This is a genomic window from Sorangium sp. So ce119 (assembly GCF_051524405.1).
GTDB classification, from domain to species: Bacteria; Myxococcota_A; Polyangia; order Polyangiales; family Polyangiaceae; genus Sorangium; species Sorangium cellulosum_G.
In genome coordinates this window covers 6,057,610-6,083,346 of record NZ_CP150310.1, presented here as the reverse complement: position 1 = coordinate 6,083,346, position 25,737 = coordinate 6,057,610, and the positions used below count along the sequence as shown (strand labels likewise).

The following is a 25,737-nucleotide window of genomic DNA, read 5'->3' as shown; positions in this document are numbered from 1 at the left end:
CTCCCAATCCTCGTGTCGCCACCGGAGGCTTGCGGAGCTCCCGGCTGGGACGGTGCGCTGGAGGGCCGGATGCGCAGGGGTGCTGCGCGTGGCGAGGGCCTACTCGTGGACGGCGGCGTAGCGGCCGCTGGGGGTGACGATGACGTGGGCCTTGAGCGGGACTTCCAGCTCCGAGGCGAGGTGGCGCAGCTCGAGGGTCATGTCTTCGTCCTCGTGGGTCGGCGTCGGGTCGCCGCTGGGGTGGTTGTGGGCCAGGACGAAGCTGTGGGCGGCCATGTCGAGCGCCGTGCGCAGCACGGTGGAGCGGCCGACGTAGAGGGCGTCGTCGGAACCGCGGGCGAGCAGGCGGGTCTCGCGGACGCGGCCGTGGGTGTCGAGGGCGGCGATCCAGAGCTCCTCGTGGACCAGGGAGGCGAGCCTCGGGCCGAAGTACCGCGCCACGCGGGCGGCGTCGGTGAGGAGCGCGCCCCGGCGCGCGCGGGCGGCGTGGTAGCGGCGGCCGAGCTCGAAGGCGGCGGCGAGCCGGGTCGCGTCGAAGAGGGCGATCTGGGTGCGCTCGGCGAGGGCCGCGGGCGAGAGGCGACCGAGGGAGGGGAGAGCGGCCGTGCCGAGGATGCGCGGGCCGACGCCGGGCAGGCCGAGCACCATCTCGAGGAGGGCGGCCTCGGTCGCGGTCGGCAGCTCGGCCGCCGTCTCGGCGGGGGCGTCGACGGGGGCGCGGCTCATCGGGCGCATCGGGGCCACCTCCGAGAGCGGGTGAGGGCGCGGGCGAAGAGGCGGCGCGCGAGGCGCAGGCGGGTGGCGACCGTGTGGCGCGGGAGCGAGAGGGAGGCGGCGATCTCGAGCGAGGAAAGGCCGGTGGCGGCGAGCGACAGGATCTCGCGCAGCTCGGGGCGGAGACGGTGGAAGGCGCGGAGGAGGCCGCGGGCGACGAGGCGGGCCTCGGGAGAGGGGGCGGCGAAGGCGGAGAGGCGGTCAGGGGCGACCGCGGGGAGCTCGTGGCGGCGGTGGGCCTTGTCGCGGTAGTGCGAGGCCTGCCGCGAGGCGATGCCGGCGAGCCAGCGGCGGAGGGCGTCGGCGGGAGGAAGCGCGGGGGACGGGCGGAAGCGGCCGGCGCGCAGGCTGCGCCAGGCGCCGAGGAGGGTGTCCTGGGTGAGGTCGTCGAGATCGGCGGGGAGAACGCCTCGGGCGCGGAGGGTGCTGCGGATGAGCGGGCGCTGTTCGAGGAGCGCGGTGGGGTCGAGGTAGACGGCGGGGGGCTGGGGCTGGTGATGAAGGGATTTGGGCGAGCGGGCGAGCCGGTTGAGAGCAGCGGGACGGGGGCGGCGACGGGAGGGCGGATCGATCTCTTGGCCCTGGTCAGGGCGTAGACGTACGGTTTCCATGTCGGACCTCGTGGAAGCGGGGTTCGGCCACGCCGCCCGGGGTGTTACCAGCACCCGCGGGCGGCACTTTTATGGTCTCGCCACGTTACGAACTGATAGCCGGCAGGTCAAGGAAATCCGATCTGCTGGATCATTATTCTGAACCCGGCGCGGGGGTACGCGAAGGGCGTGCGAACGCTCACGCTTGATGCCCTTCTGCTCTACATTGCGGCGAACCTGCGGCGTCTACGTCAGCAGCGCGGCATCACGCAGGAGCAGCTTGCGGAAGCCGCCGGGATCGAGCTGCGGACGATGCAGGCGATCGAGGTTGGGCGGCAGAGCATGAGCCTCGGCACGCTCGTCAGGCTCGCGAACGCGCTCGATGTGTCGCCTGGGGTTCTTCTCCGCAGCGCCGCGATGCCGGAGATCAAGCGAGGTCGGCCGCGCAAGCGTCCCGCCGGCACCTAACAGTCCACCCCCACTGTCCGCACCTCGACAGCCCATGGCCATCCGCGCCCTTCTCCACCTGGCGCATCGCCGGCGCGTGCGTTGTGGCGGCTTCGGACGCCGTCCCGCGTGGTGGAGAACTCGGCGAACTGCGGCAACCTGAACAGCCCCGTCGCAGATCGGCCGGGAGGTTGCAGGGGCACTCCTTCGCTTCGGAGGGGTAGGGCATCGAGGACCCGTTCGCGTATTCATCCGGTGTAGAGACCGCACGGTCCTGCGCTGGCCTCCTTGACAAGGTGGGCCAGCCGTCGGCTAGGCTACCTTTCCACGATGCATGGGGGCGGCACGAGGGGGTGGGGGCGGAGTTCAAGGCGCTCCACGCGGAAGCGGCGGTCAGCGGTCGAGAGGACTGATTACGCCGAGAGGGCCGCGGTCGACGATGTGGGTGTAGATCATCGTGGTCCGCACATCCTTGTGGCCGAGCAATGTCTGGATCGTCCGGATGTCGGTGCCCGCCTCGAGCAGGTGGGTCGCGAAGCTGTGGCGGAGGGTGTGGCATGTCGCGCGCTTGGTGAGCCCCGACGCCCGTCCGGCATTGTTCACGGCCCTTTGCACCGCCGATTCGTGCAGGTGGTAGAGGACCTGTCGACCCGTCGCTGGATCGGCGCAAGGGCGAGAGGCGGGGAAGAGGTACTGCCAGGGGAGGCTCGTGGCTGCTCCTGGCATCTTCGCTCGCAGAGCGTGGGGCAGGTCGAGCTCGCCGCGGCCAGCCGCGAGTTCCTTCTTGTGCCGTTGCGCCACGGCGTCGAGCTGGGCCTGCAGCTCGTCGCGCGCCCGAGCGGGGAGCAAGGCCGGCCGGTCGTGCTGTCCTTTCCCGCGGCGCACCATGATTTGCCGTCGATCAAGGTCGACGTCTTTGACGCGAATCGAAAGCGCTTCGAGGAGGCGGAGGCCGCTTCCGTAGAGGAGCTCGCCGATGAGTCGAAAAGGTGGGATCAGGTGCTCGAGCAAGGTGAGAGCGTCCTTTCGCGAGAGGACCGTGGGGAGGTGCTCCGGCCGGCGGGCACGCTCGAGCGCTTCGAGCCGGGGTATCTGCAGGTCGAGGACCCGCTTGTAAAGGAAGAGGAGCGCGCACAGCGCTTGGTTCTGCGTGGACGCCGCGCTGCGGCGCGCGACCGCAACATCGTTGAGGAACGCCGTGACCTCTTCCGCGCCCATCTGCCGTGGGTGCTTGCCGTGATGAAAGCGAATAAATGCCCGGATCCAGTGGACATACGCCTCTTCGGTACGCGGCGAGTAATGCAGGCGCCGGATGGTGGCGCGCACGGCTTCGATGAGGGTCATGGGGGTGGTTCCGATTGGTTGGGGCCGGTTCGTCGGACCCGCAGTGACCCTTATCGGTGCAGGGCGGGCGCGAGTTGCGGCGGCCAGCGGATATTTGGGCCGCACATCAGTCGCCCGAGGCAATCAATCACAGGCACGCATCTTGCCTCTCGGCACACCGTCGCCGTCCGAAGCCCATCAACGGCGATACGTAGTTGTGTAGCGGCGGCCTATCTCCGGAGATGCGCAGATAGCCTGCGGAAGGTCGCGACCTATCCGCGGGGATATCTAGATATGCTGCGGGGTGCCGCGACTCATCCGCGATAACACGGTGATCGGGCACCGCGGTTCGCAGCCTACATGCAAAAATGCGAAGATATGTCGCGCGGCACAGATGATTGCGATGTTAGGCGTGCAACTGCCACCGCCAGGATCCTCGGAAAGGAAAATCCGTGAGCCGAGTGCCGATTACCGCAGACATTCAAGAACTCGTGCTCACGAAGAGCGCACGTCGGTGTGCATTCTGCTTCGGTTTCGAAGGCTCCCTCCAACGTAAGCCCGGCCAACTTGCGCACATTGACCGCAACCATGGCAATAGCACAGAGTCGAATCTCGCCTTCTTGTGCCTCGAACATCACGACGAGTACGATACAATGAGGAGTCAGAGCAAAGGTGTTACCGAGCGCGAACTCCGCTACCATCGCGACCGACTACACGAGGCCATAGCGAGAGGTGCTCATCACCACGCTCCAACACCGATCGACACGAGAATTCTGGAGCATGACCGCGCGGTGTTCGTTGCTGCGGATGCGATCCTTTCTGAAACTCATCTCCGGGAGTTTCTCTATGAGGTCGCGGCCGACCATTCCTACACAAGAGCCGGCATCAACCCCATTGACCATTTTCTCGCCCACTTCGGGCTCGAGTCCAACGCGTATATTCACGACGAATTGCCGCGAGTAGCGGGTATTCTGACTGCCGCACTCAACGAGCTAAGTGCGTTTCTAGCTCTGAACTTCTTCGTATACCCAAGCGGCCAAGAGATGCACCCAGAGACGGGGTTCCGCTTCTGCATGTACCCAGAACTCAATATCGATCGTGGCGGCCGTGGAGCTCGTGATGATGCCGTTCGCTACGGACAGTACGCGTTGAAGTTAGAGGAAGTCGTCGAGCACGCACAGATCGCCTATGTAGACTATCGCCGTACCATTAAGCGAGTACTCATCGCGTAATACCCGAACCGTGTGATCGGACTATGCCTCACAAGTACGACAACATCGTTCAACTACTGGCCGCCGCCTTCACGGCGATTCGAGAAATTGGCCTGCGTGAGGTCCTGGCAAAGGGTGGTGTCGGCGAGATTCTCCTCGCACACAAACTCGGCCATGAGATCATACCAACGGACAAGGGCGCGGATGGAATTGACGCCAGCGGAGTTCGTTACGAGTACAAAGTCAGCGCAACCAACCAGTTGAACTTTCACTTTGGCACGCGCGAAACTAGGGATCCGCCGGCACAGAAGGTGAGACGGCACTTCGCAGCGCTTGCAGGAGCCTACTGCGCGGTTCGCGAGGGCGAACGATTCACGCGAATTGTCTACTGTCCATCAGCCCCTTTAGTGACTTATCTTGTGGCACACTTCGCCTCGACGACCGGAACGCAGCTCAACAAGAACTTCAGCATCCAGCGCTTTGCAGAGCTGACCGGAGCAACGGAGGTTCCATGTGAAGACGCCTAACTTGCGCTTGGATCCGACGTGCATGGGCTTGCTTCGCGCGCCCCCGCACGCGGCTCAAGCGCGCGTTCGGCGGGCGAGGCTCGTGCCGAGGTGGGCCAGGTTGGAGGCAGCGCGCGGGCTGGTGCGCGACCCGCGGGGACGGTCCACGGTCCACGTGGATCGCTCGGGTGCGCGTTGACGGTCATGGCGAGCGGCGAGCGGGTGACGATCACTGTCGCACATCTGACTTTCGTGCTTGACTTATTCTCAGGGGGTGCCGCAAGCTCGCATCTAGAGGGTTCTGGGTGCTCCTTCAACCAATGTCCGGAGATCAGATGGTAACCGTTGAGCATCAGGCAAAGTTCGAAGTATCACACGATGTTATTATTCATTACGATCTCGACACCAAGGAGGGCGAGACTCGCCCCGCTGCGAGCAAGCTGCCCCAACTGCTGACCACCACGTTCGGCGCGGTAATGCTCACCAAATCTGTATACCGTGTCTCGCCTAGTGACGGGGAAGAGCCTCAGACGAAGGCGATGGCCATCTGGAAAGCGATGGCCGTCAATCTGAAGGGGCATCTTCGCGCGAACGATCGAATCTACGTTTATTATCCGGCTCGTGAGGGCATGACACTGATCTCTGCGGTGCTCAGCGGTAACGAGAACGCACTGGAAAACGATCCGCTTCTTCGCCTCTTGGGTGACCTTTGGAAGAAATCGTAGGCGCGCTCCATCGGAAAGTGAATAATATGCCATCCGCATCTGATGTGACTCCGGGAAAGTGGGCGCACATTCGCGTGCTCTTCGACAACGGCTGGTACTCGGTCATCGCGGGGGAGTACGAGGGCGAGTACGCGATCGGTGAGCGGTGGAACGGTGATGACGATAAACCCGGTTTCCCGCACCAGGGCGGGCACCCGCTCTGGCACGTGGTGCCGGACTTCTTGCGGTCCGCAGTCCTCACCGGCCTGCAAGATGAACTCGCGAGAACTGCAAGCGATGACAATCGCGAACAGGCCGATGCGGTGAGTCGCGAGTTGGAGCGGCTTAGGCATTTGAAGCAATGAAGCCGAGCAGCCGAACTAAGCGTTTCGGTGTGGGCTCGCAGGAAGGATGAGCATGCCTCCGGCGGAGGACTGACATTTGTCCTCGATCCCGATCACAAGTGATCCGTGAAGCTTCGGCAGACGTAAATGGTCGCAACCGGTTGAAGAAGGAACCGCGCACTATGTCCGCAAAGTTCGCGCAGAAGGTCTTTATCGCAAACTTCGGGCACGAGAACTATCTCTGGCCGGATTGCTTGAAGCGGGCGGCTATTGCAACGTTCCAGGACGAAGACCTGCAATCCTTCTGGCTCGCTGGGGACCGCGCTGGATATATCGCGCATTGCCTCGCGACCAAGAAGACCTCCAGCGGGATCACTCCAATCGCGCCAGTGGCTGGACGATGGTTCAACCTCGCAACAGAACTCGCCTCAACCGAGGGCGATGTCTGGATCCATCGCGAGAAGGACGAGATCTGGTGGACGATTTCGCGTGCGGACGAGATGGAAGCGTCACTCGAGCCGGCTTACAAGCCGAAGCATCCGGGCGAGCGCGTCTACGTCTTGCGCAAGCCGACAACCGGTTGGTCAAACAAGAATAAGAGCGGCATCCTCCTTACTTGGGCAGCGCTTCATCCAAAAGCGCGCGAGTTCCTCTTCACCGAAGCGACGTTCCAGCAACTTCGAGGCGACAACCCCGACTATGCGCTCGCGCTCATCGAGGGCGATGACTTGCAGGGTTGGCATAAGCGTTCTGACTGGAAGGCCAAGGAGGATAAGGCTGGCAGGGGTGCTGCCCGTACGTTTGACGCTGCGGCCGTCACGGCGGTTAACCTGGCGAAGATCGCGCGGGCGACCGTGGCCGCCTCGAATGGCCAGCAGGTGCTGCGTACGGTCAAGAATAAGGATCTTCGCTTCGCACCCACCGGCGAGTTCGAGAAATATATCGAGGCTCTCCTCCGAGATCAAGAAGGGCGATGCGCTATCACTGGTATCGAAATGCAATACTTTGGTAGAGAGGGCGATTCTCAGCTCCTATGTTCACTCGACCGCATCAACAGCGACGGTCATTATGAGCCTGGAAACCTCCAGATCGTGTGCCGTTTCGTAAATAAATGGAAGAGCGACACGAAAGACGACGAGTTTCGCCGGCTGCTCGCTCTCGTTCGCAACAACGGTGACCCGGGTTGAGCAATGACCGACGTGCCACTCGGGCCGCCGAACTCCGCATTGCAGACCGATGGGCCGGGCAGACTCGCTCCGCTCGCCAGCCCGGCCCGCGGCTGAACGGCTACTCGTTAGGCGCCTGCTTCGCGCGGTGTCACGACCTACTTGACCTCCGCAGAGTAGAGGCGAGAATAGGCGAACCTTTTGCGGAGACACCACGTGCCGGAATCCTTGCTTGACGATGACAACATTGGCTTCTGCACCTTGATCGAGACGACCAAGTCGAGCCTTTTTGCCCGAGGGTGCAACCTAGGGTCGGAGGCGGTGCAGAGCGAAGACTTCTGGTTTTGCGTGTGTGTCCCGACCACCGAGTCGCCGACGCGTTTGGAGTTGTTTCGCCTCATCGAAGAAGCCGCTGGCAGGGTGCCAAGGAATCTGCGGGATGCCACGCCGATCCTTGTCGAGATTCAGCGAGACGACCCAATTCTCGCGTGGACATCAGAGCGGCAGGCCAAGCTGGCGAGCTCCCTCGTTAACCGATTTTTGCGCGCCTATGAGCACACGTATTTCGATGTCTCAGTTCCGAGACATATTCTCGACGGGCGCCCGGTTGTGCTCATTACGCCTGAGTCTTGTCGTGCGCTCGCATATACCCCGAAGGTTCTGGACCTGAACGAGGCACTGATCCATTACCTTCCTGGCCATCAGGATATCGAACAGGCCCATCTTAGTTTTCTCATGGGGTCTCCCGACCTCATGACCCCTAGCTGGAGGATCGTCATTGATGGAGTTCGCCACTTTGAGAGCGGTAATATGCGCGAAGCAGTACTGTGCGCCGTCTCCGCTGCCGAAATCTTGGCTTCGCCTGCCGTTGAGCGTTGGCTGCAACAGATGACGCTAAGCGGAGGTGGAGATGGATTGCGCAACGCCGTGCGCGAAATGGGTAATCCATTTCGATTCGAACTCTGCCTATCCACGGTATGCAGTCGGGCATTCGCAGACGTCTCGCAGCAGGAGAAGCTCGAACTGCTGACGCAGCTTCGTAACATGAACAGCCTCAGAAATCGCGTGGTGCATGCGGGAGAGGAGCCGGACCCGGACGCAGCCGCAGCGGCACTGCGCACCGCTGCAAGGTTTGTATGTAAGATCTGGCTTGCCGAGTTTGAGACCGACAGTGCGAACTCGCAGTGATACGACCGATGCTCCAGGGGCGCCAACCGCGAGACGCATAGGCAGGCGCGAAGGGAATCCAATGAACAGCAGGGCTGCAAGCATGATTTTTAGCCTTCACTTCGATGACAAGGTCGCCGTGTTGGATGTGGAGGAACCTGGCTCGTGGACTGACCGTGGCGACGACCGTCATCGAGCTCTGCTGCGGTGCGACACTGAAGACCTCGCGTCACTTCGGGAGGCGTACAATTCACTCTCGACTCTCGCCTCCTCCTTCGATTATGTAATCGGTTTCGCATGTGGCGCGCTGTCGCTCATCATTCACATCGCACACGGTGAGTGTCGACGATTGTTTGGCCGTATTTGGCCTCAAAGTGAAGACGAGCTCCGAGCCATTCAGACGCGAATCCACGTGTTCCCGGGATTGTCGTGGACCAAGCATTCCTCGGCGCCGTTCGTAGAGTTTCTGCAAGGTATCGATCCAAAGGCGCGCGTACTTCTCGTTGATTGCAGTTTTTCTGGCGGTGCGCTTGGTAAGATTGCGAACGCAGTCTCATCTTATGCGTCGGCACTGGTCCCGGTGACGATCTGCGGGATCGTGGACGCACAGAGACTCGAAGAGCACAAGATCGCCGGCTGTCGCGATCTTCTTTCTCGTGGCATCATCGAGGACTTTCGGCTGCTGCCCGTCAGAAACCTCCTCTCCGAGGACTTTCCGAAGCTGCTTGGATTTAGCAGCCTTCACAAGAAGGTCGAACTTGAGCCGCTATGGGCGCCCGGTGCCATCGTCGTGCACGACGCTGAAACGGACCGTTGCCTCGTTCAGGCTAGCGAGCCTCTCCACGCCGCGTTCAGCGGATTGCTCGCGCCTATTCCGGCTGACGCGTTTTGCGTCGAACAATCTGACGTGTCTCAGAGGGCGGCAGAGACTCTTTTTATGGTGCTTCGGGGCCGTTTGCAACGTAGGTATCAAGAGATTGTCGAGCAGAGCGGCTCTTCTGACGCGACCACCGTGCTGAACATGAAGCAGGCGCTTTGCGGCCAATGGAAGCGTGAAACGTCTGCGCTCAAACGTGCGTTTGGGGTTGATGTCGAACCTCCTGAGCCTGAATTCTGCAAATCCATCGAAGAAGAGAAACGTTTTCTCTCGGGCGAGTCCGTCGATGTTCGCGTTTACGAATGTGGAAGCGGATCTTCTGTGGTGTCGATTCGCTGTAGGTACGTCGATGGTCGCGGCGCGGTTCAGACGGATTTTTCCTTTTGCATGCCGGACCAAGAACTGCTGCAAGCTTTGGAGCAACGTTTGTCGTTGCCCGCGATCGTTCCCGCAATCTACAAACCTACGTTCGATGTGTTTTGGAAACAACTTGCGGACGACGTAAAGCGGTCCCTCGAACAGCGATGGATCGAACCCCAGGGCACGTCGTCGGAAAGCGCCTAACAAGCGGCTGCTGCCGGCGGTGCACCTGGGCCGCGCTACGCGCGGCCCGGCGCCCCACGGCAGAGCCGCAGTTGTTCGGCGCCGGAGAGCGTAGCCGACGGTTGTTGTCGCCCGACGTCCGATCCGGGGCGGGAACGCCGCGGGGCAAAGTACGTCGTGGCCGATGTCACCGCGCCGCGCCACGAGGTCGCCGGCCGGCGACGGTCGTGGTAGCGCTGCTCCTGATGGCGAAGGGCAACCACATGGCGACGACGCGCGAGGTTCGCTCCTCGCAGCGACAGCGGCGTGTTCGCGTCTACACCGCCTGGCACCCGGTGCTCGTCGCGCTCCTGGAGCACGTGCTCCCCGAGGGCTGGTACCAGTGCATCTCGGAGTTCCAGCTCGCCCGCGAGCCGCTCCGCGTCGACATCGTCATCCTCCGTCGCAGCCGTCGCGGAGCCCCACCCAGGCCGCGCCTGCTCACGAGCGTGGTGGGCGAGCTGGCCGAGCACACGCTGGTGCACTTCAAGGGGCCGACCGACGAGCTCGAGCGCGACGACGCGCGCATGCTCCTCGCGTACGCGCTCCAGTACCTCGTGGTTGCCGAGATCGATGATCCCGGCGTGGTCGCCCTCCGCGTGCTCGCGCCCCGCCTGACCCCGCGCTTCACCGAGGCGCTGAGGTCGCTGGGCTGCACGCTCACACCGACCGGGCCGGGCACGCAGGAGGGGCGGCTCGGGGTCTTCCCGCTGCGGGTGGTGGAGACGGTGGCCGCCAACGCTCGCGAGGGCGAGCATCTGCTGTACACTGTGACCCCTGGGATGGTCGCCGACCCCGGCGGCATCCCGGCGCTCTCCCCGGCGGAGGTCGCGGTGTTCTGGGCGCTCCTGGAGCATGTCGAGCAGGTTCGACACCCCCTCCCGGGGCAGAGGAAGCGGCACATGAAGGACGAAAAGCGGGTCGTCGAGAGCTTCGAGCAGGCGCTGGCACGCCTCGTTGCGCGGCTGCCGCCCGAGCAGCGCCTCGCGGGGCTCGCGCCCGAGCAGGTGCTGCAGGCGTACGCGCCCGAGCAGCGCCTCGCGGGGCTCGCGCCCGAGCAGCGCCTCGCAGGGCTCACCGAGGCGCAGGCGGTGCTCGCGTTGCCGGACGCGATGCTTCGTGCGTTGTCGGAGGAGTACCTCGCGACGCTGCCCCGCCAAACGCAGGCTGCGATTCAGAAGCGCCTCGGGGCGGCATCGGGGCGGCAGCCCGCGCGCCGACGAAGGACGCGCGGCCCTTCAAAATGACGACGGGAGAACGCAAGCTGCGGTGGCGGTCGCGTGATTCGTTCTTCCTGACCGGGCGCCGAACATGCCAATGCGGCTGACGGTTCGGGCAACCGCGCTTCGCGCGGCAGCCCGCCCCGCAGCAGATTGGCAAGGCGTTGGGCAGCCCGAAGCTTGTGGCATGAGGACGGATCCATGAAGCAAATGCCAGGCCAAGGTAACAGTCACCTTCAAGCTCTTATGCCACTGGCAGAGCGCATCGCGACCTATCGCTTCGCGAATAAGGCCACCTTCCCGCTTTGCGTGAGGGGTGCATTTTCAAAATGCTTCGAGTTCGTCCAGCAGGCCTACTCGCGCAAAGAGGAGTACATTCCGTACTTTTTTATCGTGCCAAGTCTGCGTGGGATTTGTGAAGACCTCATTGTCCTGGGCTTCATCAGGCATATGCCAACTACGGATCGCAACGAACTCCTGCAACTGTTGCTTGAGCATGAACTGATGGATCGCGTGGCCCAGCAGAAGACGTTCTTCGAGAGCGCGCATCCGTCCCAGTCAGTGATAAATATCCCATTTCCTCGGACAATTGAAATGGTGGAAGGAAAGATCCGGTCCATTTGGCAGCGTCACGGGTGGCCGAATCTAACCAAAGGCGTCATGCCGCAGACCCGTCAACTCGCCGAACGAATCCGCCTCGATGTACTCGGTCCTCTTTATGATTATCTCTTTCGACTAACATCAGGCACCGTACACTTTAATCCACAAGCCATCTTCCGCACGGGCTGGACAAATAAGCCGCCATTTTTCAAATTTAGTACGAGACACTTCGACGTCTATCACCGCGAACTATCTCGGGTCTACGGTACCTATATGCTCTGCACGTACTTTGAATTGTTTGGATCCATATTGAGGCCAACGGCCACCGAGTCAACACATGTGCAAGGGTTGCGTGAGGCACTCCTAATGGAGCCGAGGTGGCCTGAAATGGTAACGTGGGAAGAAATGAATATCAAACCACCGTACCAGGGCATTCTTCACCTGCTGGCGCGAGTTGCCCGTACTCGCGAGGCCGGGGGTCGACTACACAAGAGGAAGAAGAGTAAGTGACGGCGCTGCCCAACAAGCGGCTGCAGACCGACGGTGCCGCGCTACGCGCGTCCCCGCGGCTGAGCCGCAGGGCGTTAGCCAGGACCGACGAGGTCGACACGGAGGCAAATAGTGGCACACGTTGACCATGATGCAGTTTGCGACGCCTTCCAGCGCGAAGCGGCACGACGGGGCGACCCGGTGCCTCTTAAGATGTGCCACCGGGCGGGAGCCGTTGGTTACACTCACATTCACGGCCCCAATCAACCTTCACATCCGGACCAGTGCCGAACCCACGCAGTCGCCGTGGAGAAAGTCAACGGCACGGTTGCCCTGCGGGCGCCAATCGGCCAACGGCTTGGAGGTGTTCTTCGTCCGGACCTCCCGATCTCTGCACATCCGCTCGGGTACTCTGCGGGCAAGTACGGCGACTTCGCGTATGCTTTCGACTCCTCCCACATCCTCCGGGTCTGGCATACGTACGACGCGTTCGCACGCGATGTGATCGCCGCGTTTGGGGCCACCGGGTCGTGGTGACGACATGAGCCTTGTTGCAGATTTCGTAAGACACGTCGAAGACAGGTCGAAAGAGAACCAAGCAGCCTTTGCTCTCCTGATGCGTAGTGGGCTCTTGGGGCCAGCGCTCGCGTTGATTCGTCAGGAACTCGACTCCATGATCAGAGTAATCTGGCTTATCGACTCGTGCAACCAAGCCGAGCGGACACGGCTCATTGTCGATGCTCTTCAAGGGGTGCACTGGCAGAAGACGACTGCAAAGGGTAAGCAAGTACGCATCACGGATGCCGAGATGAGCGAGGCCGCGCTCCGTCGTCACGGATGGATCAAGCAGGTGTATCGCTACGGCTGCCACTTCATCCATCTCTCCGACTGGCACAACTATCGGCACCACGATCCGATCAAGAACATGCCGAACGCGGAGCGAGAGGAGATTAGGGACGATCTGGAGTACTTTCACGCAGAGGAGATCGAAGAACTGAAGTTTTCGCACATCAAGATGCATGCCCCGTATGCCATGACCAAGATCGGGGACAACCTCGCATGCTACCTTCGCGAACTCGAAAAGCTCCCGTAGCTTCTGACCGAGCGAAGGGGCTGGCTAACAAGCGGCAGCAGACGACGTCGCTTCGCGGCGCGGCTGAGCCGCCGGCCGTTAGCCAGACGAGCCAACCGACAAGCTCGAACACCCGAGGGCCTCGTGAACATTCGTGATCGATTCGTGCAGGTCTCCACGAAACTCCAAGCGGACTTCAAGATGGCGACCGCGACAAGCCATGCGGGTCTGAAGGGTTCCGCACGTGAAGAAGCCATCCGCGCCTTTCTCACGCAGCACCTTCCAAGAAGGTACGCAGTAGGCACAGGTCAGGTGATGTCCCCGACGGGCAGAATGAGCCGCCAATGCGACGTCGTGATTTACGATCCCGTTCTGGGCCCGAACCTTCCGCTGGGGGATAGCGCGGCGATCTTTCCCATTGAGGTTGTTTATGGAACCGTCGAGATTAAATCAGACCTCACCTCAGAAGAGCTGAAGCTCGCATACGAAAACATCGCGTCGGTGAAAGCGCTCGCTCAAGCCGGCACTTTCGTTCGCGATCAGGGCGGCATGGTCTCCGTTATCGCCCGTCCTGTCCCGTGGGGAGCAGTGCTGGCGTACACTGCGACGCGTTCACTAAACGTGGATTTCGCGCCCACGGGGCACGAGTGGGCCGACGGCGACGTGCGACTGGCGTTCCGCCGACGAATGCGACGTCGATTACAATCGGGCGCGCTCAGCGTAGCCGCTCCGCAGAGCGCGTTCTGAAGCGTGCTTGTGGAGGGCGGCCACGTGCGTAGAGTCGCGATGCGATGACGAAGCGACGGAGCGGGGACGCAGGCGCCGAAGTCCCGAGCCTGACGACGGCGGTGCTGAAGCTGTCGGCGCCGCATGTCGCGTGGCAGGGCCGCGAGGACGCCCCCGCCCGCGCGAAGGGGCGCCCGCGTCGCGCGGCCTCGCAGCAGGAGCGCGCGGGAGTTGCCGAGGCCGCCGGCGTGCGGCGCCGCAAGACCGCCGCCCAGCCGTTCGCGGAGGAGGTGGGCGAACGGCCGCCGACCGGAGGCGCGGACAAGCCGCGCCGAAGCGAAGCGACCCGAAGGCGCCCCGCCAAGACGAACTCGACGGTGGCGGGGCGAAGCGACGACAGCACCGGCTCGACGAGCCGACGCACCTCGGCGCGGAGAGGACGCGCGCCCCACTCGGCCGCTCCGGACGCGACGAGCGCTGTGGGCGCGACGGAAGCGGGCAACGCCGCACGATCAGCGGTCGCGGAAGGCGAGCCGCGAGCCGGTGATCCGAGCCAGGTCCAGGTACTTGAGCCGCCCCTCGGCGATGAGGCGTTGTCGCGTCGCGACCCAGTTCTTGGGACTCAGGTCGAGGATGCGACGGAGCGGGTAGCTCGGAGCCACGGTCAGGATCTCCTGCAAGTACAGCTCGGGGTCGAGCCCGTGCATCTGGCAGGTCGCGATGAGCGACGTGATGGCACACGCCCGGACAGCATGCTCGTCGCTGCCGTGGAACAGCCAGTTGCGCCGTCCCTTGACGACGCGGCGCAGAGCCCTCTCGCTGGCATTGTTGTGGATGGGGATCTCCCCGTTGGAGAGGAACTCGCAGAGCGCCTCCCTCTGGTTGTGCAAATAGACCAGCCCCTCGCGCAACGGCGAATGCTCCGGGACGACCTGCCGCTGCGCCTCGGCCCAGGCGAAGAGCTTCTCGATCAGCGGTGCGGACTCGCGCTGCCGGATCGCGAGGCGCTCGTCCGGGCTGCACAGGGCGCATTCCTCCTCGACGCGGAAGAGCGCCTGGAGGGTCTGGAGCGCGAACGCCGCCTCCTTGCCCGCCCCGGCCTTGAACGCCTTGAAGAAGCGCCTCCGTGCATGGCTCCAGCAGCCGGCCTCGCGGGCCTTGCCCGGCCCGAACAGCACGTTGTGGTTGGCCGAAGCATCGGCGACGAGCGTCCCCTGGTAGCCGCCGAAGAGCTTCGCGACGGTGAGGCCGTCGTACGTCGGTGTATAGCGGAACAGCACGCCATCGCCTGGCGCGACCAGGACGAAGACATGCCCATAGCGGTGCTTCTCCTTGGCCCGGATGGCGGTGCCCGTCGCGTCCATGGCGAACCACGACCTCGAAAGCGCGTCGCTCCACATGGCATCGGCAATGCGCATCGCGATGCCGCCGCAATCGTACTGCCAGCGTGTCATGTTGCTGCGGCCGATGCGAAAGCCGTGGCGATCCGACTCCACCTCTTGCCGGTAGTAGGGCATGTGGTAGTCGAGCTTGTGGACGAACAGGTGGGCCAAGAGGCTCGGATCGGCAAGGCACCTGTCGATCGGGCGCTCCGGCAGCGAGGCGATCTTCACCGGTCCGCCGCTGTCCTCCTCAGCGTCCGATTCGGGCGTGTAGCGTACGAGGACGCCGTCGACGAAGGGGCTTTGCTTGAAGCCCGTGTCCGTGGGGATCCCCAGGAACTCGTGCTCCCGCAGGACGAGGGGCTCGTCGAGCTCGCGCGTGAAGGCCGACCCTACGGCTGGCAAAGAAGCAGGCTCCTGGCCCGCTGCGCGGCTCGCCGCCGGTACCTCCGCCTTGGCCACGTACTTGGGTCGACGCCAGACGATCTCCACGGGGCCGCCGCGCCGGTGGCCGATAACCGAGCTGTCTTCGACGCCCACACGCTCGAAGCGCTCGATGCCCTGGAGCAGCACCTCCGGCGGCAGCGTCTCGATGATCACCCTCGGGATGACACCGATGCGACGGCGCCCGTGCTCGTGGCGCTTAACTCGCTTGCCACCTCCGGGATCGGAGCCGGAGGAGGACTCTGCCGTCCCCCCACGCTCCGGCGGCCTCGCGGGGTCCGGCGGCGGGCTGCTGCCCTCGCTCGGGTCCGCTTCGGGCGAGGTGCCGAGGCTCTCGGCCTGCGACGCGGGAGCCGGACAGGCGCCTGGCTCACCGGCCAGCGAAAGCCGCAGCTGGTCAGGCGAGATCTGCTCGGAGACGTGGCGCCGGAACCCGATCTCCAACGTCCGAATCGTCTCCTGCAGCTGTCGATTGTACGCCTTGAGCGACTCGACGGAGCGAGCGAGCTCTTGGGCCTGCTGCTCCGCCGTCGAGAGCTCGGTCAGCCTCGCCTCGAGCTCCTGCACCCGCCGGAGCAGCGCGTCGACCGCCGACGCGGGGTCGGCGGGGCTCCCCTGTCCTTGTCCCCTGGCCTGGAGATAGCCGAGCACGAGCGCCGCGCCGTCAAGGCGCTCTGTCTCCGCCGACTGCGGCAGCTCGGTCCCACCGGGTCGTGTCGTCGAGGTCAAAGCGCGCCATGGATGCCCGCTCCGCTTGCTCCTGGCAAGTACCTTACGTAGACACTTTCCGCTGTTTTTTGATGAGAATATTTTGTCGAAAGTGGGAACGCGGAACAAGCGTGATGCGCCCTCGGCGCTGCGCTGTCGCGAGGTCTTCGGGATGATGCAACTCGCGCCCTGCTCCACCTCGGCATCGGGCTGAGCCGGCCGCCATCGGGCCGCGCTGGCGCCCGTAGCGCGGTGTCCGGCAGCGCGGTGGACGAGCGCCGGCGCAGACACCTCAGTGCACCACGCGGCGGCGGCTTGCCAGCTCTTCCACGGGTAGACCGGCGAGCAGCTGCGCGAAGTCCTGTGCTGACAGCTCTATACACTTGCCGTCGGCCTCGGTGAACGAGGGCAGAGCAAACGCACCCTTCGAGAGACGCTTGTACAGAATTGTGTATCCGTTGCGGTCCCACCAAAGTGCCTTCAGCCGGTTGCGCCTCTTGTTAAGGAACAAGAACAGCGCGCCGCTGGCCGGGTCCAGGCACAGCACCTGCCGGGTGATCGCGGCGAGCCGGTCGAACGCGCCACGCAAGTCCACTGGTCCGACCGCCAGATACACGGCTATCGTCGCGGGCGTCACTGCCCCCTCCGCAACGCTTCGATCGCTTCCACGAGGTCGCGCGCGCCTATCCCACGTACCTGCATCCGTGTCCCATCGGCAAATGCGACGTTGAGCCGCAAAGGCGGCGCCTCTCGGCGCTCCGGGCGCACCACGACGGGTAGGAACGAAACATGCTGAGCCGCCTTGATGGTCGCTGGCAACGCCCCCTCATCTGCGCGCTCACCGCCAGCCACCCATCGGTCGGCCGTCATCTTGTGGACACCGAGCTCCGTGGCGATCTCGGTCGGCGTCGCCCCCGCCCGGGAACGCTCCCTGGCGTACGCCTCGGCTCGCTCTCGCAGCTCGCCCGGGTACTTCCCACGGCTCTTCTGCTCTCGATACCTCGACAGCTCCGCACGCAGCTGCACCAGCTCCCTGCTTCCTGGCATCGCTCGCTCCTCTTCGCTCGACGAGGGCACGGCCCTCATCGGACGCCGCGTAGCGTGCAACCGAAGCTGGCCAGGGAAAAGACGCGGTCTGCGGAGCGGCTACCGCTCAGCGCGCCGCGAATGCACACGTCCCCCTTACCCCCACCATGAATTCGGCTGGTTCCGGGCTCAATTGAGCCGGCGAGCGAGCTGCGAGCGCTCCGGCACGTGCAGCTTCGTGCCCCGACTCGAGCGGGCCAACCTTCCAGGGACGAGGATCAGCGCGCGCCGCAACCACGGCGTTCGCCAGCTCGCGAGGTGCGGAACATGGTCCAGTACATACCGGCGCATCAGGTTAGCGGTCAGCAGTTTCAGCAGCAGCGCGGCATGATTGGCGCTGAAGCTTTGGCTCGGCACGCTACCGCATCCCCATCCGTGCTTGAGATCGCCGATGAGTGGCTCGATGCCCGCGCGCAGGTCATACCGCGCCGCGACGTCTTCCGGCGCTTCGACCGGCTCGTTGGTCAAGAAGACCTGCACCGTGTAGTCGAGGCCCTCCCAGAGGTAGATCTGCTTGCCGTTCTCCCGATCGCGTGTGCGTACGGCGATCACGCGGACTCCATTCGGCCAACCGCTGCGCCGGAAGGGGACCTCGGTCACCTGCCGTCGAGGACGACCGTCGGCATCCCGGTCGATGGTACGCCATCCGGTGGCGTACGCGACCCTGCCGACCAGATCAGGGCTCATCCGCGCCTTGGTCAGGAAAAAGCATCCCTTCGTGGCGACGGCGTGCATCAAGGCGCTGCAATCCCCCGCGCCGTCGATCCGCACGTAGATGGCCGCGCTCGGCGCTGCGGCGCGCGCCCGGTCGATGCACTCCTCGACGAAGGGCACATCGGCTTCGCCGAAGCTCGTGTCGCCCGGTCGCAGCTTGGCCCCGACAATGGCCTCGACCTCGGCGATGCGCGCCAGGATCGGATGATAGCTCGGCCGGCCGCGGTAACGTGGGTTCGGGCCTGGAAGTGCCCCCTCTTGCATCCCGAAGAGCGGCTCCACGGTCGTATCGACGTCGATGTGCACGAAACGGTGCTTTCGGCGAGCAACGAGGGCGAGCCCGTGGTCGACGACCATGCTGTGCAGCGCTTCGAGCGCCTCCTCATCGAACCGGCACAGGTCCCGGTAGACGGTGTCGATGCTCGGGACGACGCCGCCGGCGAGACGCACGAAGAGCGGATCGACGGCGAGCGCCTCGATGCCGAAGACGCGCTCCTCGCCGGCGAGCGCGCTGTCCATCAGCAGGCGCATCTGCGCAGCCATCGGGTAGATGACCGTGCGGCCGGTCTTCAGCCGGGAGAACCTGCGCCTCAGGGCCGCGTCGATGTCGAGCTTGCGAAGGAAGGCGCCGAAGGGGGCAAGCCCTGCGACGCCCGTCAGGTTCTTCTCCGTGGGCTCGACGTGAATCCCGGCAGGGTCTGGCCGCCGGATTCGCTCCTGGTGCCGCCCGTCGCCTTTCCTCTTGAACCCAAGCTCGCGTCGACGCACCTTGGAGGTGCTCGGCGTGTGCCTTCGTTTGGTCATAGCAACCCGGACGGGTCGCCACGCCGAGCCTTTCTTTCAAGCACTTCCGTTTACGACGGCGGATTTCTCATGCCTCGGATCGGCTTCGTAGGCGCGAAATCCACGCTAAAGGCAGTGGCCGAACAGGTCCGTGACCTCGACTCGGCGCTCGGCGGCGAGATTCTCCGTCGCCCTGACAGTGTTGTTGTCTTGGATGCGGGGATTGTAGGCCCCGGCAAGTCGATGCGCGTTCCTCAAAAGGGTACCGAGCCCAACCGATACGGATTGCCTACCGACGGGGCCACACTTTCCGAACGCAGGTTCACGGGACGTCATACATTGCTTCGATTTTACTTGGACATGCTGGATGACCTCGGGTCTCTCGTTCTCGAGCAACCTCGGATGAAGGCTTACATCGACGCGCCCCAGGTCGTCGGCAAGCATCTCGTTCGTCAACGTCAGGTAATGAAGCAGCCCGTCACTTCCGCCCTTGATCCAGCCGGAAAGGTCCACGTATTGGGTCGCAAGGCGATCGAGGCACTCGTCGAGCTCTGCAAGGAACAATCCCCGGCGACCTATGAGGACTATCTAAAGTCCATGTTTCCGGGCGGCCTCAATGTAACAAATGTTCCGAAGCAACAGCTCCAGATGAGCATGAGCATCTACAATCCTCGATGCGTGGCTGGCCCACTTCTGGACGTGGTGATCGACGGTCGGACCTACGCCTGTGACCTGGAGGCGCTTGAGGAACATCTTGGCGAGGACCCATTCGTCGAGGTGGAGGACATTACGGCCGGCGAACTCATGGCCTTCAGCGGCGCGGTAGAAAGACTTGATGACACTAACAAGGGGGCTGGCTAACAAGCCGCTGCTGCCGGCCGCGCTTCGCGCGGCGGCAGATCGGCCAGCCGTTCGGCGCTCAGGCGTGAGCCGCAGCAGTTATGGCTCCAGCGGAGTACAGCCTCCCAGGCGTCTGCCGCTGGAGGGCTAAGGGCGAGTCGTTCTGCTGCCGCGAGGACGGGTGCCGGTGACAGCGCACGCCGCCCTCGGTCGTCTTCCTGGGCCGGCGCGTCTACCTCGGAGCGGTCGTCATTATCGCAAGGGCGCTCGCGCTGTTGCAGCGCACGATGGCGTGTCCGCCGGCGCAGGCCCCGGCGGCGCAGCCCCTGTCGACGCAGGTCCCGGGACGGACGCTCCGGCGGTGGTCGCGGTGGTGGTAGGCGGAGCTTGTGGCCACCAGCCTGTTCGTGGCCGTGCGCGGGCTGCTCGCCTCGACCGTGGACGCGGCGCGACTGCCCTGCTCGCGGCTCTGGCCGCCAGCGACGTCGACACGTCCTGAACGACGCCAACCTCCATCATCGTGCCGGCCTCGTGCCGGCGGCGAGCTCCTCGCCCCGCTCGTGCCCGCTCGCGTCTGCCCGGGCCTGGGCAGGAGCCGCCCCGCGCCCAGCATCGTCGACCCCGGCGAGAGCCGCAAGGGGTTGCGCCCATGGCGATGGCTGGGCGGTTACGTCCCGCCCGACGTCGCTCCCGACAACGATCGCACCGACGATGAGTGAGCTGCGTCGACGCGACATTCGCGTGGCGTGGACCCCGGGTCACGTGAGCGTTCGCCCGGCCGTCGACCCGGGCAGCGTGGGCGGGGAGCATCTCGGCCTTGCAGGCCGCGGCGTCGGGTGGGATCCTCGGCGTGCACCGGCAGCGCGTGAGGCAGCATGGGATCGTTCAACCTCGAAATTTCGGACGACATCCTCGACGAGGCACGCATTGCGCCAGCCGAGAGGGAGGCCGTGCTCAAGCGGGAGCTGGCCGTGCAGCTGTACGCTCGCGAGCTCTTGCCCAAGGCCGCCGCTCGCCGGCTGTCGGGTATGGATCGGGTTGCCTTCGACGACCTTCTCGGGCAGCGCGGGATTCCGTCACGGCTCACGGTCGAAGACTTCGATGAGGATCTCGCCGACCTCGCTGCATTCCTGCGAGCCGCGGGCAGTGGTGGGCTCCCATGACGACGCCGCTGGTGGTGACGAACAACACGCCCGTGTCGCACCTCCTCCGGATCGGACAGCTTCCGCTGCTCGGGCTGCTGTTCGGGCGCGTGCTCGTCCCCGCCCAGGTGGTCGACGAACTCGATCAAGGCCAGCACGTCCTCGGCGCTTGGCGTGAGGCGCCAGGTGCCGATGCGTTGGTCGTGGCCGCGCCACTCGATGGGCCTTTTCTGCGGCAGCTCCTCGTGCAGCTCGACCCCGGAGAGGCTGCGGCCATCGCGCTGGCGGTTGAGAGGAGCGCGTCGCTGTTGCTCATCGACGAGGTTGACGGCAGAAAGGTGGGCCGGCGACATGGGCTACGGATGACGGGGACACTCGGCGTCCTGCTCGAGGGGAAACGGCAGGGGCACCTTGGCGAGGTCCGAGCGTGGATGGACGCGCTCAGTCGTCAAGGTTTTCACATCGGCGCCGCGCTCAAGCAGCACGTCCTCGCGGCCGCCGGAGAAGCCTGAGAATGGGCGTGAAGCTCAAGAAACTTGCAAGTCTGCATGAACGATAAGTCTGCACGAACGAGGCTTTGACCAACTTCCATGTGGGCCGCTCTATACACACAGAGCCGCCCAGCAAGTCAATGCTGCCGACGGTCGGGCAGCGCGCTTCGCGCAGTACCCGGACCGCGGCAGACCGGCAGGGCGTTAACCAGACTAGGCCCACATTGAGTAGAAGACGCGGACCATGTCACCAGATCATCTGATGGCGGCGCGGTCTGCCGGAACCTGAACGACCGATGCCGCACCGGTTCGTCCGACGGGCCGCTCGTGGCGACTGCGATGGTCTATGGGCTATCTTCGCCCGCACGCTCAGCGCACCACGAGCGCCGCGCCGAAGCACGCCGTCGCGACCAGCAGGGTCACGATCGGCGGCGGCGGAAACGCGCGGACGGCGATGGCCAGCAGCGCCAGCGACACCGCCGCGTTCAGCGCCACGACAGCAGGGAGCGCGGCGAGGGCGGGCGCGGCGAGCAGGCAGACGGCGCCGTGCAGCGCGAGCACCAGGCCCATGGCCACGCTGAACCCCCTGAAGAGGCCGAGCAGGTCGCGCGACAGCCCCATCATGGTCATCCGGTGCGCCCGCATCGCGCCGAGGACCGCGGTCTCCGCGGCGGGCGGCGCGGGGCGACCGAGCAGCAGCGCGGTGATCGCGAGGTGCCCGATCCCGGTGACGACCCACGCCCACGCGCCCACCTGAAACAGCACCTGTGCACGGTTACTCATGACAGCCCTCGTTTCTTTGCCGCCGGTCCCTGGCGGGTGCGCTCCACATGCTGCCGTGTGGACCTGGAGCACGGCCCTGGAGATTTCAATACGCCCTGCCGTCGCTCTCGCATCGCACGGCAAGCCTATGTCTCCCGCCTGCTCGGCGTCATGATGGGCTCTACCGAACGCATACGCTGCAACCACAAAAGGCGCGCGAGACGACGCCGGGGCTGCATACGAGACCCGTCGGGCCTGCGCAGGAGCCAGACGATCGTGATGAAGGACCCCAACGGGGGCGCCCAGGAGGGGCACGGGGCCGCGTAGGACGGCGGCGACTGTTGCATAGGACACCAACGGCGGTGCACAGGAGGGCGCCGGGACCGCGCAGGAGGGCGCCGGGGGCCGCGCAGGAGGCCCACCGGGGCCGCACAGGACGGCGCTGGGGCTCATCCAGGAGGGCCAATGGGCTGCGCAGGACGGCCCAGGGGTATCGAAGCGTGTGCGCACGCGGTCACCCCACGCGGTGCAACCACCCTCCGGCGAGCGCCACCTCCTCTGCGGCCGCAAGCACGGTCTCCTCCCCTCCGGCTCGACGGAAGAGGCCGGCGAGCTGCGCCACGCTCGCCCATCCCTGGAAGACACCGGCCAGCGACGGAGTCCCCGAGGCGTCCAGCAGGCTCGCCGAAAGCAGCCGCGCCGCATCGGCGGGGCTTATCCAGGGGGCGGCCCCGCAGAGATCGCCGAGCGCGTCGGCGTCGTGGCCTCCTGCCTCGAAGGCAAGCACCGCACGCCGTGCCGCCTCGGCGCGCATCGATTCAGGGAGCGCCCCTGCAAGCCGCGCCAGCGCGCCAGTCCGCGCATAGCTCCCGGAGGGCTCGACGCAGCCCTCCGCGATTCGTAAAGCCGCTTCGTCCCCCAGGAGCGCGACCGAAGCGGAAGGGTGCTCCTTGACCCGATGGCACCGCTCCTCCGGGGCGAGCTCCTTGAAGAGTGCCCGCACCTCCTCCACCGGCCGCCGGCCCGGAGGGAGCGCCTCACCAAGGCGAAGCAACGCGTCCGCCCGGTAGCCTGCGCTGCTCCCCGCCCACCGCAGCACGAGCGCGCGCGCCTCGTCCTCTCGCCCGACCGAGACCAGGCGTGCACCGAGAGCATGCACCGGCCAGACCGGGACCTCCTCGAGCGCCCTCTCCAGGAGAGGCTCGGACAGGTAAGGCGTCACGGCCTCGGCTTCCTCCCTGGTCTCGAAGCACCAGGGCGCCCAGCGTCGTTCGATCTCCTGGACAGCACGAACCCTCGCCTCTGCCGGCAGCGCGGAGAGCAACCGGGCGAGGACGCGGATCCGCTGGGGCGCAGGCAGGGAACGCGAAGCCCGCTCCAGCGCGACGGCGGAAGCTTCGCTCACCCTCGGCCCAGGCACGAGCGCGGGCGGCGCCCCTCCCGCGCGCGCGATGGCCTCTGCCGCGACCTCGTGGGCTTCCTCTTCGGGGAGCAGGCCCGCCGCCGCGACGAGCCCCCAGACCGCATCCCCCTCATCCGACCGGCGCGCAGCTGCCAGCGCGAAGCGCGCAACCCGGATGCGCCTCTCGCCCTCCGCCGCCTCCGCCACGGCGACCAGCGCCGAGGGGCTTGACCACCCCGCGCCCGTGTTCTCGGCGATCTCGAACGCTCGCTCGAGGACCCCGGCTCGGGCGGACGGCGAGACCTCCGCAGAGAGGGCGAGCAAGGACAGCGCGCGCGCCGCGTCCGCCTCAAGCCATGGAGTCACGAGGTCTGCGTCCGGGGTCGCCCAGGGCTCCGCGTCTCCCAGCGTCGCCGCGGCGCAGCGCGCGCGCCGGCCCATCCCAGCGCAGGATCCGATCGAGGGACGGTAGGACCACTTGCAGGAGACCGCGCGCGGTGAAGTCGTCAATCTCCAGGAGCTCCGCGACATCCTCTGCATCGAGCGGCGAGAGCGCGCGCGCCAGCAGGGAGAACACCTCCAGCGCGACCTCTCCTCCGTCGAGGCGCCGGAGCTCACGCTCGACCTCCGCGACGAGCGCCTCCGGTCCGCCGTCTCCCCCTGCCGCCGCCCAGCTCGGAATGCCTCGGCTCTGCGCCGCCGCGGGGGAAGGTGGTGCAACCTCGACGAGGAGCGCATCCGCGTCCCCCCATCCGAGGCGCTCCCTCCAGGCGTGCGCTTCGCCCTCTCCGCCCGAGATGGAGACCAGACATCGGACGCGCTGTCCTGGCTCCCGGAGCGTCGAACCCCGAGCGTCGCGAGGCCAGTCGACGCACTCGTCGAGACCATCGAGCACGAGGAGCACCTCGGGCTCGTCCTCGTCCTGGCCATTGGCCAGCCTGTTCCGGAGCTCGGAGCGCAGCTTCAGGACGTCCCGCGGAGGGTGCAGCACGTCCTCGCCGAGCTGCTCCAGGAGCGACGCGAGGATCTCCTGCTCGAAGACGAAGGCGCTCGCCCGTCCTACCTGCACCGCGGCGACACAACCCCGCGTGCGCGCGACCGCCTCGTCGACGAGCCGGGTACACAGCGCCGTCTTGCCGGCTCCCGGAGGGCCGTGCAGCACGCCGGTCTTCCCCTCGGGGGTCGACGCGATCTCGTGCGCGAGGGTCATCGCGTCCCAGCAGAAGCGCGTCGTGCGCAGGAGCGCACCTCACCGCCCTCTCCCCGCTGCCACACGGTCTTCTTCATCCTTCGCGCGAACGCATCGTACGTGAGCTCGACCGTCGTCCCGCCCGGCCCCTCGACCTTCGTGAGCATGCCGCTCGCCGACCAGGCATAACGCGTCACGTGCTCGTCCCCGGCAGCGCCTCGCGCCCTTTTCTCGATCATCAGGTTTGCTGAGGAACAAAAGAGACGGTTCTCCCTGACAGCGGTATCATTCAGCCGACGATCTCACCCCGCCGCTCCCTGCCCCCCGCGCGCCTTCTTCTCGTCCACGAGCTTCTGGATCTCCTCGTCGATGAGCTGCTCCATCCTTTCGTCGAAGGCGCGGCCGAAGATGTACGGCACGACGATGGGCAGTCCCGTCTCTCCGGGCTCTCCGTCGCACCAGGTGACGGCAAGTCCAGACTTCTTGAGGGTCTGACGAGCTCCCTCAAGGGCGAGCTGGAGAGCTTGCACGGCGTCTACGCCGTAGGCCGAATCTCGCACCGCTTCGTGAAGTCCCTGAATATCTACCGGACACGCCCAGTCGCCGGACGGCTTCAGCATGGGCTTGCCGATGGTCACGGTCACCATCCGGCCGGGCTCTCCTACGACCGAGAGGCGGCGTTCTGCGATGGGTTCGAGCGGGGTGTCGTCCTGCATAGAACGCACCTTGCAGCCCCTTCCCGAAGGGTGTCAAGCGGACGTTCTCTTCAAGTACCGTAGTGCCAGTAGCACCAGCCGAGGCACGCGACCAAGCTACCCTTCGCCGCCGCCCAACAACCGGCCCTCAAGCGAGGATCCGGTGGTAGCTGGGAGCAAAATTGCTCCATCGCTTGCTGACCGTTCCGACACGCTCGGTTGCACTCGTCCAGTGAGACAGCCATCTCAACCTCGTCGATCGGCTCTCTGGGCTCTCCACGTTCGTCCGCCTCCGGCGCTG

Annotated in this window: 27 protein-coding genes; 15 read left to right on the top strand and 12 right to left on the bottom strand. The window is 65.2% G+C overall.

What is annotated here, in order from left to right; all coding sequences use genetic code 11:
• Positions 1-99: 99 nt before the first annotated feature.
• Complete coding sequence (locus WME76_RS22895; protein ID WP_437954418.1) at positions 100-726, bottom strand: JAB domain-containing protein; 627 nt, start codon at positions 724-726, stop codon at positions 100-102.
• Complete coding sequence (locus WME76_RS22890) at positions 723-1,385, bottom strand: RNA polymerase sigma factor (RefSeq protein ID WP_437954417.1); 663 nt, start codon at positions 1,383-1,385, stop codon at positions 723-725. The genes WME76_RS22895 and WME76_RS22890 overlap by 4 nt, the downstream gene beginning before the upstream one ends.
• Before the next feature lie 168 nt (positions 1,386-1,553).
• Here WME76_RS22890 and WME76_RS22885 point away from each other — a divergent pair, with 168 nt between their 5' ends.
• A complete protein-coding gene (locus tag WME76_RS22885; protein WP_437741858.1) occupies positions 1,554-1,832 on the top strand; it encodes a helix-turn-helix domain-containing protein in 279 nt (92 codons plus the stop codon).
• A 372-nt stretch (positions 1,833-2,204) separates the two neighbouring features.
• Here WME76_RS22885 and WME76_RS22880 read toward each other — a convergent pair whose 3' ends face one another.
• Positions 2,205-3,155: an integron integrase gene (locus WME76_RS22880; protein ID WP_437954416.1), complete on the bottom strand. Its 951-nt coding sequence runs from the start codon at positions 3,153-3,155 to the stop codon at positions 2,205-2,207.
• A 431-nt stretch (positions 3,156-3,586) separates the two neighbouring features.
• Here WME76_RS22880 and WME76_RS22875 point away from each other — a divergent pair, with 431 nt between their 5' ends.
• The 11 genes from WME76_RS22875 (at position 3,587) to WME76_RS22825 (ending at position 13,819) form a co-directional block, all read left to right on the top strand.
• Positions 3,587-4,366 carry a hypothetical protein gene (locus WME76_RS22875; RefSeq protein WP_437954415.1) on the top strand — a complete coding sequence of 260 codons (780 nt, stop codon included), beginning with the start codon at positions 3,587-3,589 and terminating at the stop codon, positions 4,364-4,366.
• A 23-nt stretch (positions 4,367-4,389) separates the two neighbouring features.
• Complete coding sequence (locus tag WME76_RS22870; RefSeq protein WP_437954414.1) at positions 4,390-4,872, top strand: hypothetical protein; 483 nt, start codon at positions 4,390-4,392, stop codon at positions 4,870-4,872.
• A gap of 314 nt (positions 4,873-5,186) precedes the next feature.
• Positions 5,187-5,576 carry a hypothetical protein gene (locus tag WME76_RS22865; protein WP_437954413.1) on the top strand — a complete coding sequence of 130 codons (390 nt, stop codon included), beginning with the start codon at positions 5,187-5,189 and terminating at the stop codon, positions 5,574-5,576.
• Positions 5,577-5,650: 74 nt separating this feature from the next.
• Positions 5,651-5,920 carry a hypothetical protein gene (locus WME76_RS22860; protein WP_437954412.1) on the top strand — a complete coding sequence of 90 codons (270 nt, stop codon included), beginning with the start codon at positions 5,651-5,653 and terminating at the stop codon, positions 5,918-5,920.
• Positions 5,921-6,081: 161 nt separating this feature from the next.
• Entirely contained in the window at positions 6,082-7,086 is a 1,005-nt protein-coding gene (locus tag WME76_RS22855) for a hypothetical protein (protein WP_437954411.1), read from the top strand.
• 195 nt (positions 7,087-7,281) lie between these two features.
• On the top strand, positions 7,282-8,253 hold the full coding sequence (locus tag WME76_RS22850) for a hypothetical protein (RefSeq protein ID WP_437954410.1): 972 nt from the start codon (positions 7,282-7,284) through the stop codon (positions 8,251-8,253).
• Between the two features lie 61 nt (positions 8,254-8,314).
• Entirely contained in the window at positions 8,315-9,673 is a 1,359-nt protein-coding gene (locus tag WME76_RS22845) for a hypothetical protein (RefSeq protein ID WP_437954409.1), read from the top strand.
• Positions 9,674-9,879: 206 nt separating this feature from the next.
• A complete protein-coding gene (locus WME76_RS22840; protein ID WP_437954408.1) occupies positions 9,880-10,938 on the top strand; it encodes a hypothetical protein in 1,059 nt (352 codons plus the stop codon).
• Positions 10,939-11,112: 174 nt separating this feature from the next.
• The gene (locus WME76_RS22835) at positions 11,113-12,021 is read left to right on the top strand and encodes a DUF5677 domain-containing protein (RefSeq protein ID WP_437954407.1); all 909 of its coding nucleotides are present in this window, start codon (positions 11,113-11,115) and stop codon (positions 12,019-12,021) included.
• A gap of 520 nt (positions 12,022-12,541) precedes the next feature.
• Positions 12,542-13,093 (top strand): hypothetical protein, encoded by a 552-nt coding sequence (locus tag WME76_RS22830; protein ID WP_437954406.1) that lies wholly within the window; start codon positions 12,542-12,544, stop codon positions 13,091-13,093.
• Between the two features lie 123 nt (positions 13,094-13,216).
• A complete protein-coding gene (locus tag WME76_RS22825; protein ID WP_437954405.1) occupies positions 13,217-13,819 on the top strand; it encodes a DUF6602 domain-containing protein in 603 nt (200 codons plus the stop codon).
• A gap of 491 nt (positions 13,820-14,310) precedes the next feature.
• Here WME76_RS22825 and tnpC read toward each other — a convergent pair whose 3' ends face one another.
• From tnpC to WME76_RS22805, 4 genes are all read right to left on the bottom strand, one after another.
• Positions 14,311-16,353, bottom strand: coding sequence for an IS66 family transposase (tnpC, locus tag WME76_RS22820; protein ID WP_437954404.1), 2,043 nt, complete (start codon positions 16,351-16,353; stop codon positions 14,311-14,313).
• A 271-nt stretch (positions 16,354-16,624) separates the two neighbouring features.
• On the bottom strand, positions 16,625-16,948 hold the full coding sequence (gene tnpB, locus WME76_RS22815; protein ID WP_437954403.1) for an IS66 family insertion sequence element accessory protein TnpB: 324 nt from the start codon (positions 16,946-16,948) through the stop codon (positions 16,625-16,627).
• Between the two features lie 17 nt (positions 16,949-16,965).
• Complete coding sequence (locus WME76_RS22810) at positions 16,966-17,418, bottom strand: helix-turn-helix domain-containing protein (protein ID WP_437954402.1); 453 nt, start codon at positions 17,416-17,418, stop codon at positions 16,966-16,968.
• A gap of 129 nt (positions 17,419-17,547) precedes the next feature.
• Positions 17,548-18,936, bottom strand: a complete 1,389-nt coding sequence (locus WME76_RS22805; RefSeq protein ID WP_437954401.1) for an IS1380 family transposase — start codon at positions 18,934-18,936, stop codon at positions 17,548-17,550.
• 381 nt (positions 18,937-19,317) lie between these two features.
• On the opposite strand from WME76_RS22805, the gene WME76_RS22800 reads away from it, so the two are divergent.
• From WME76_RS22800 to WME76_RS22790, 3 genes are all read left to right on the top strand, one after another.
• The gene (locus WME76_RS22800; RefSeq protein WP_437954400.1) at positions 19,318-19,776 is read left to right on the top strand and encodes a hypothetical protein; all 459 of its coding nucleotides are present in this window, start codon (positions 19,318-19,320) and stop codon (positions 19,774-19,776) included.
• Positions 19,777-20,630: 854 nt separating this feature from the next.
• Positions 20,631-20,918: a UPF0175 family protein gene (locus WME76_RS22795; protein ID WP_437954399.1), complete on the top strand. Its 288-nt coding sequence runs from the start codon at positions 20,631-20,633 to the stop codon at positions 20,916-20,918.
• Entirely contained in the window at positions 20,915-21,409 is a 495-nt protein-coding gene (locus WME76_RS22790; RefSeq protein WP_437954398.1) for a DUF3368 domain-containing protein, read from the top strand. The genes WME76_RS22795 and WME76_RS22790 overlap by 4 nt, the downstream gene beginning before the upstream one ends.
• Positions 21,410-21,757: 348 nt before the next feature.
• Here WME76_RS22790 and WME76_RS22785 read toward each other — a convergent pair whose 3' ends face one another.
• The 5 genes from WME76_RS22785 to WME76_RS22765 form a co-directional block, all read right to left on the bottom strand.
• Positions 21,758-22,171, bottom strand: a complete 414-nt coding sequence (locus WME76_RS22785; RefSeq protein ID WP_437954392.1) for an LIC_13387 family protein — start codon at positions 22,169-22,171, stop codon at positions 21,758-21,760.
• 493 nt (positions 22,172-22,664) lie between these two features.
• Positions 22,665-23,918: a hypothetical protein gene (locus tag WME76_RS22780; RefSeq protein WP_437954397.1), complete on the bottom strand. Its 1,254-nt coding sequence runs from the start codon at positions 23,916-23,918 to the stop codon at positions 22,665-22,667.
• The gene (locus WME76_RS22775; protein WP_437954396.1) at positions 23,902-24,762 is read right to left on the bottom strand and encodes an ATP-binding protein; all 861 of its coding nucleotides are present in this window, start codon (positions 24,760-24,762) and stop codon (positions 23,902-23,904) included. The genes WME76_RS22780 and WME76_RS22775 overlap by 17 nt, the downstream gene beginning before the upstream one ends.
• On the bottom strand, positions 24,759-24,980 hold the full coding sequence (locus tag WME76_RS22770) for a hypothetical protein (RefSeq protein ID WP_437954395.1): 222 nt from the start codon (positions 24,978-24,980) through the stop codon (positions 24,759-24,761). The genes WME76_RS22775 and WME76_RS22770 overlap by 4 nt, the downstream gene beginning before the upstream one ends.
• 63 nt (positions 24,981-25,043) lie before the next feature.
• Positions 25,044-25,457, bottom strand: a complete 414-nt coding sequence (locus WME76_RS22765; protein WP_437954394.1) for a DUF6968 family protein — start codon at positions 25,455-25,457, stop codon at positions 25,044-25,046.
• Positions 25,458-25,737 lie beyond the last annotated feature (280 nt).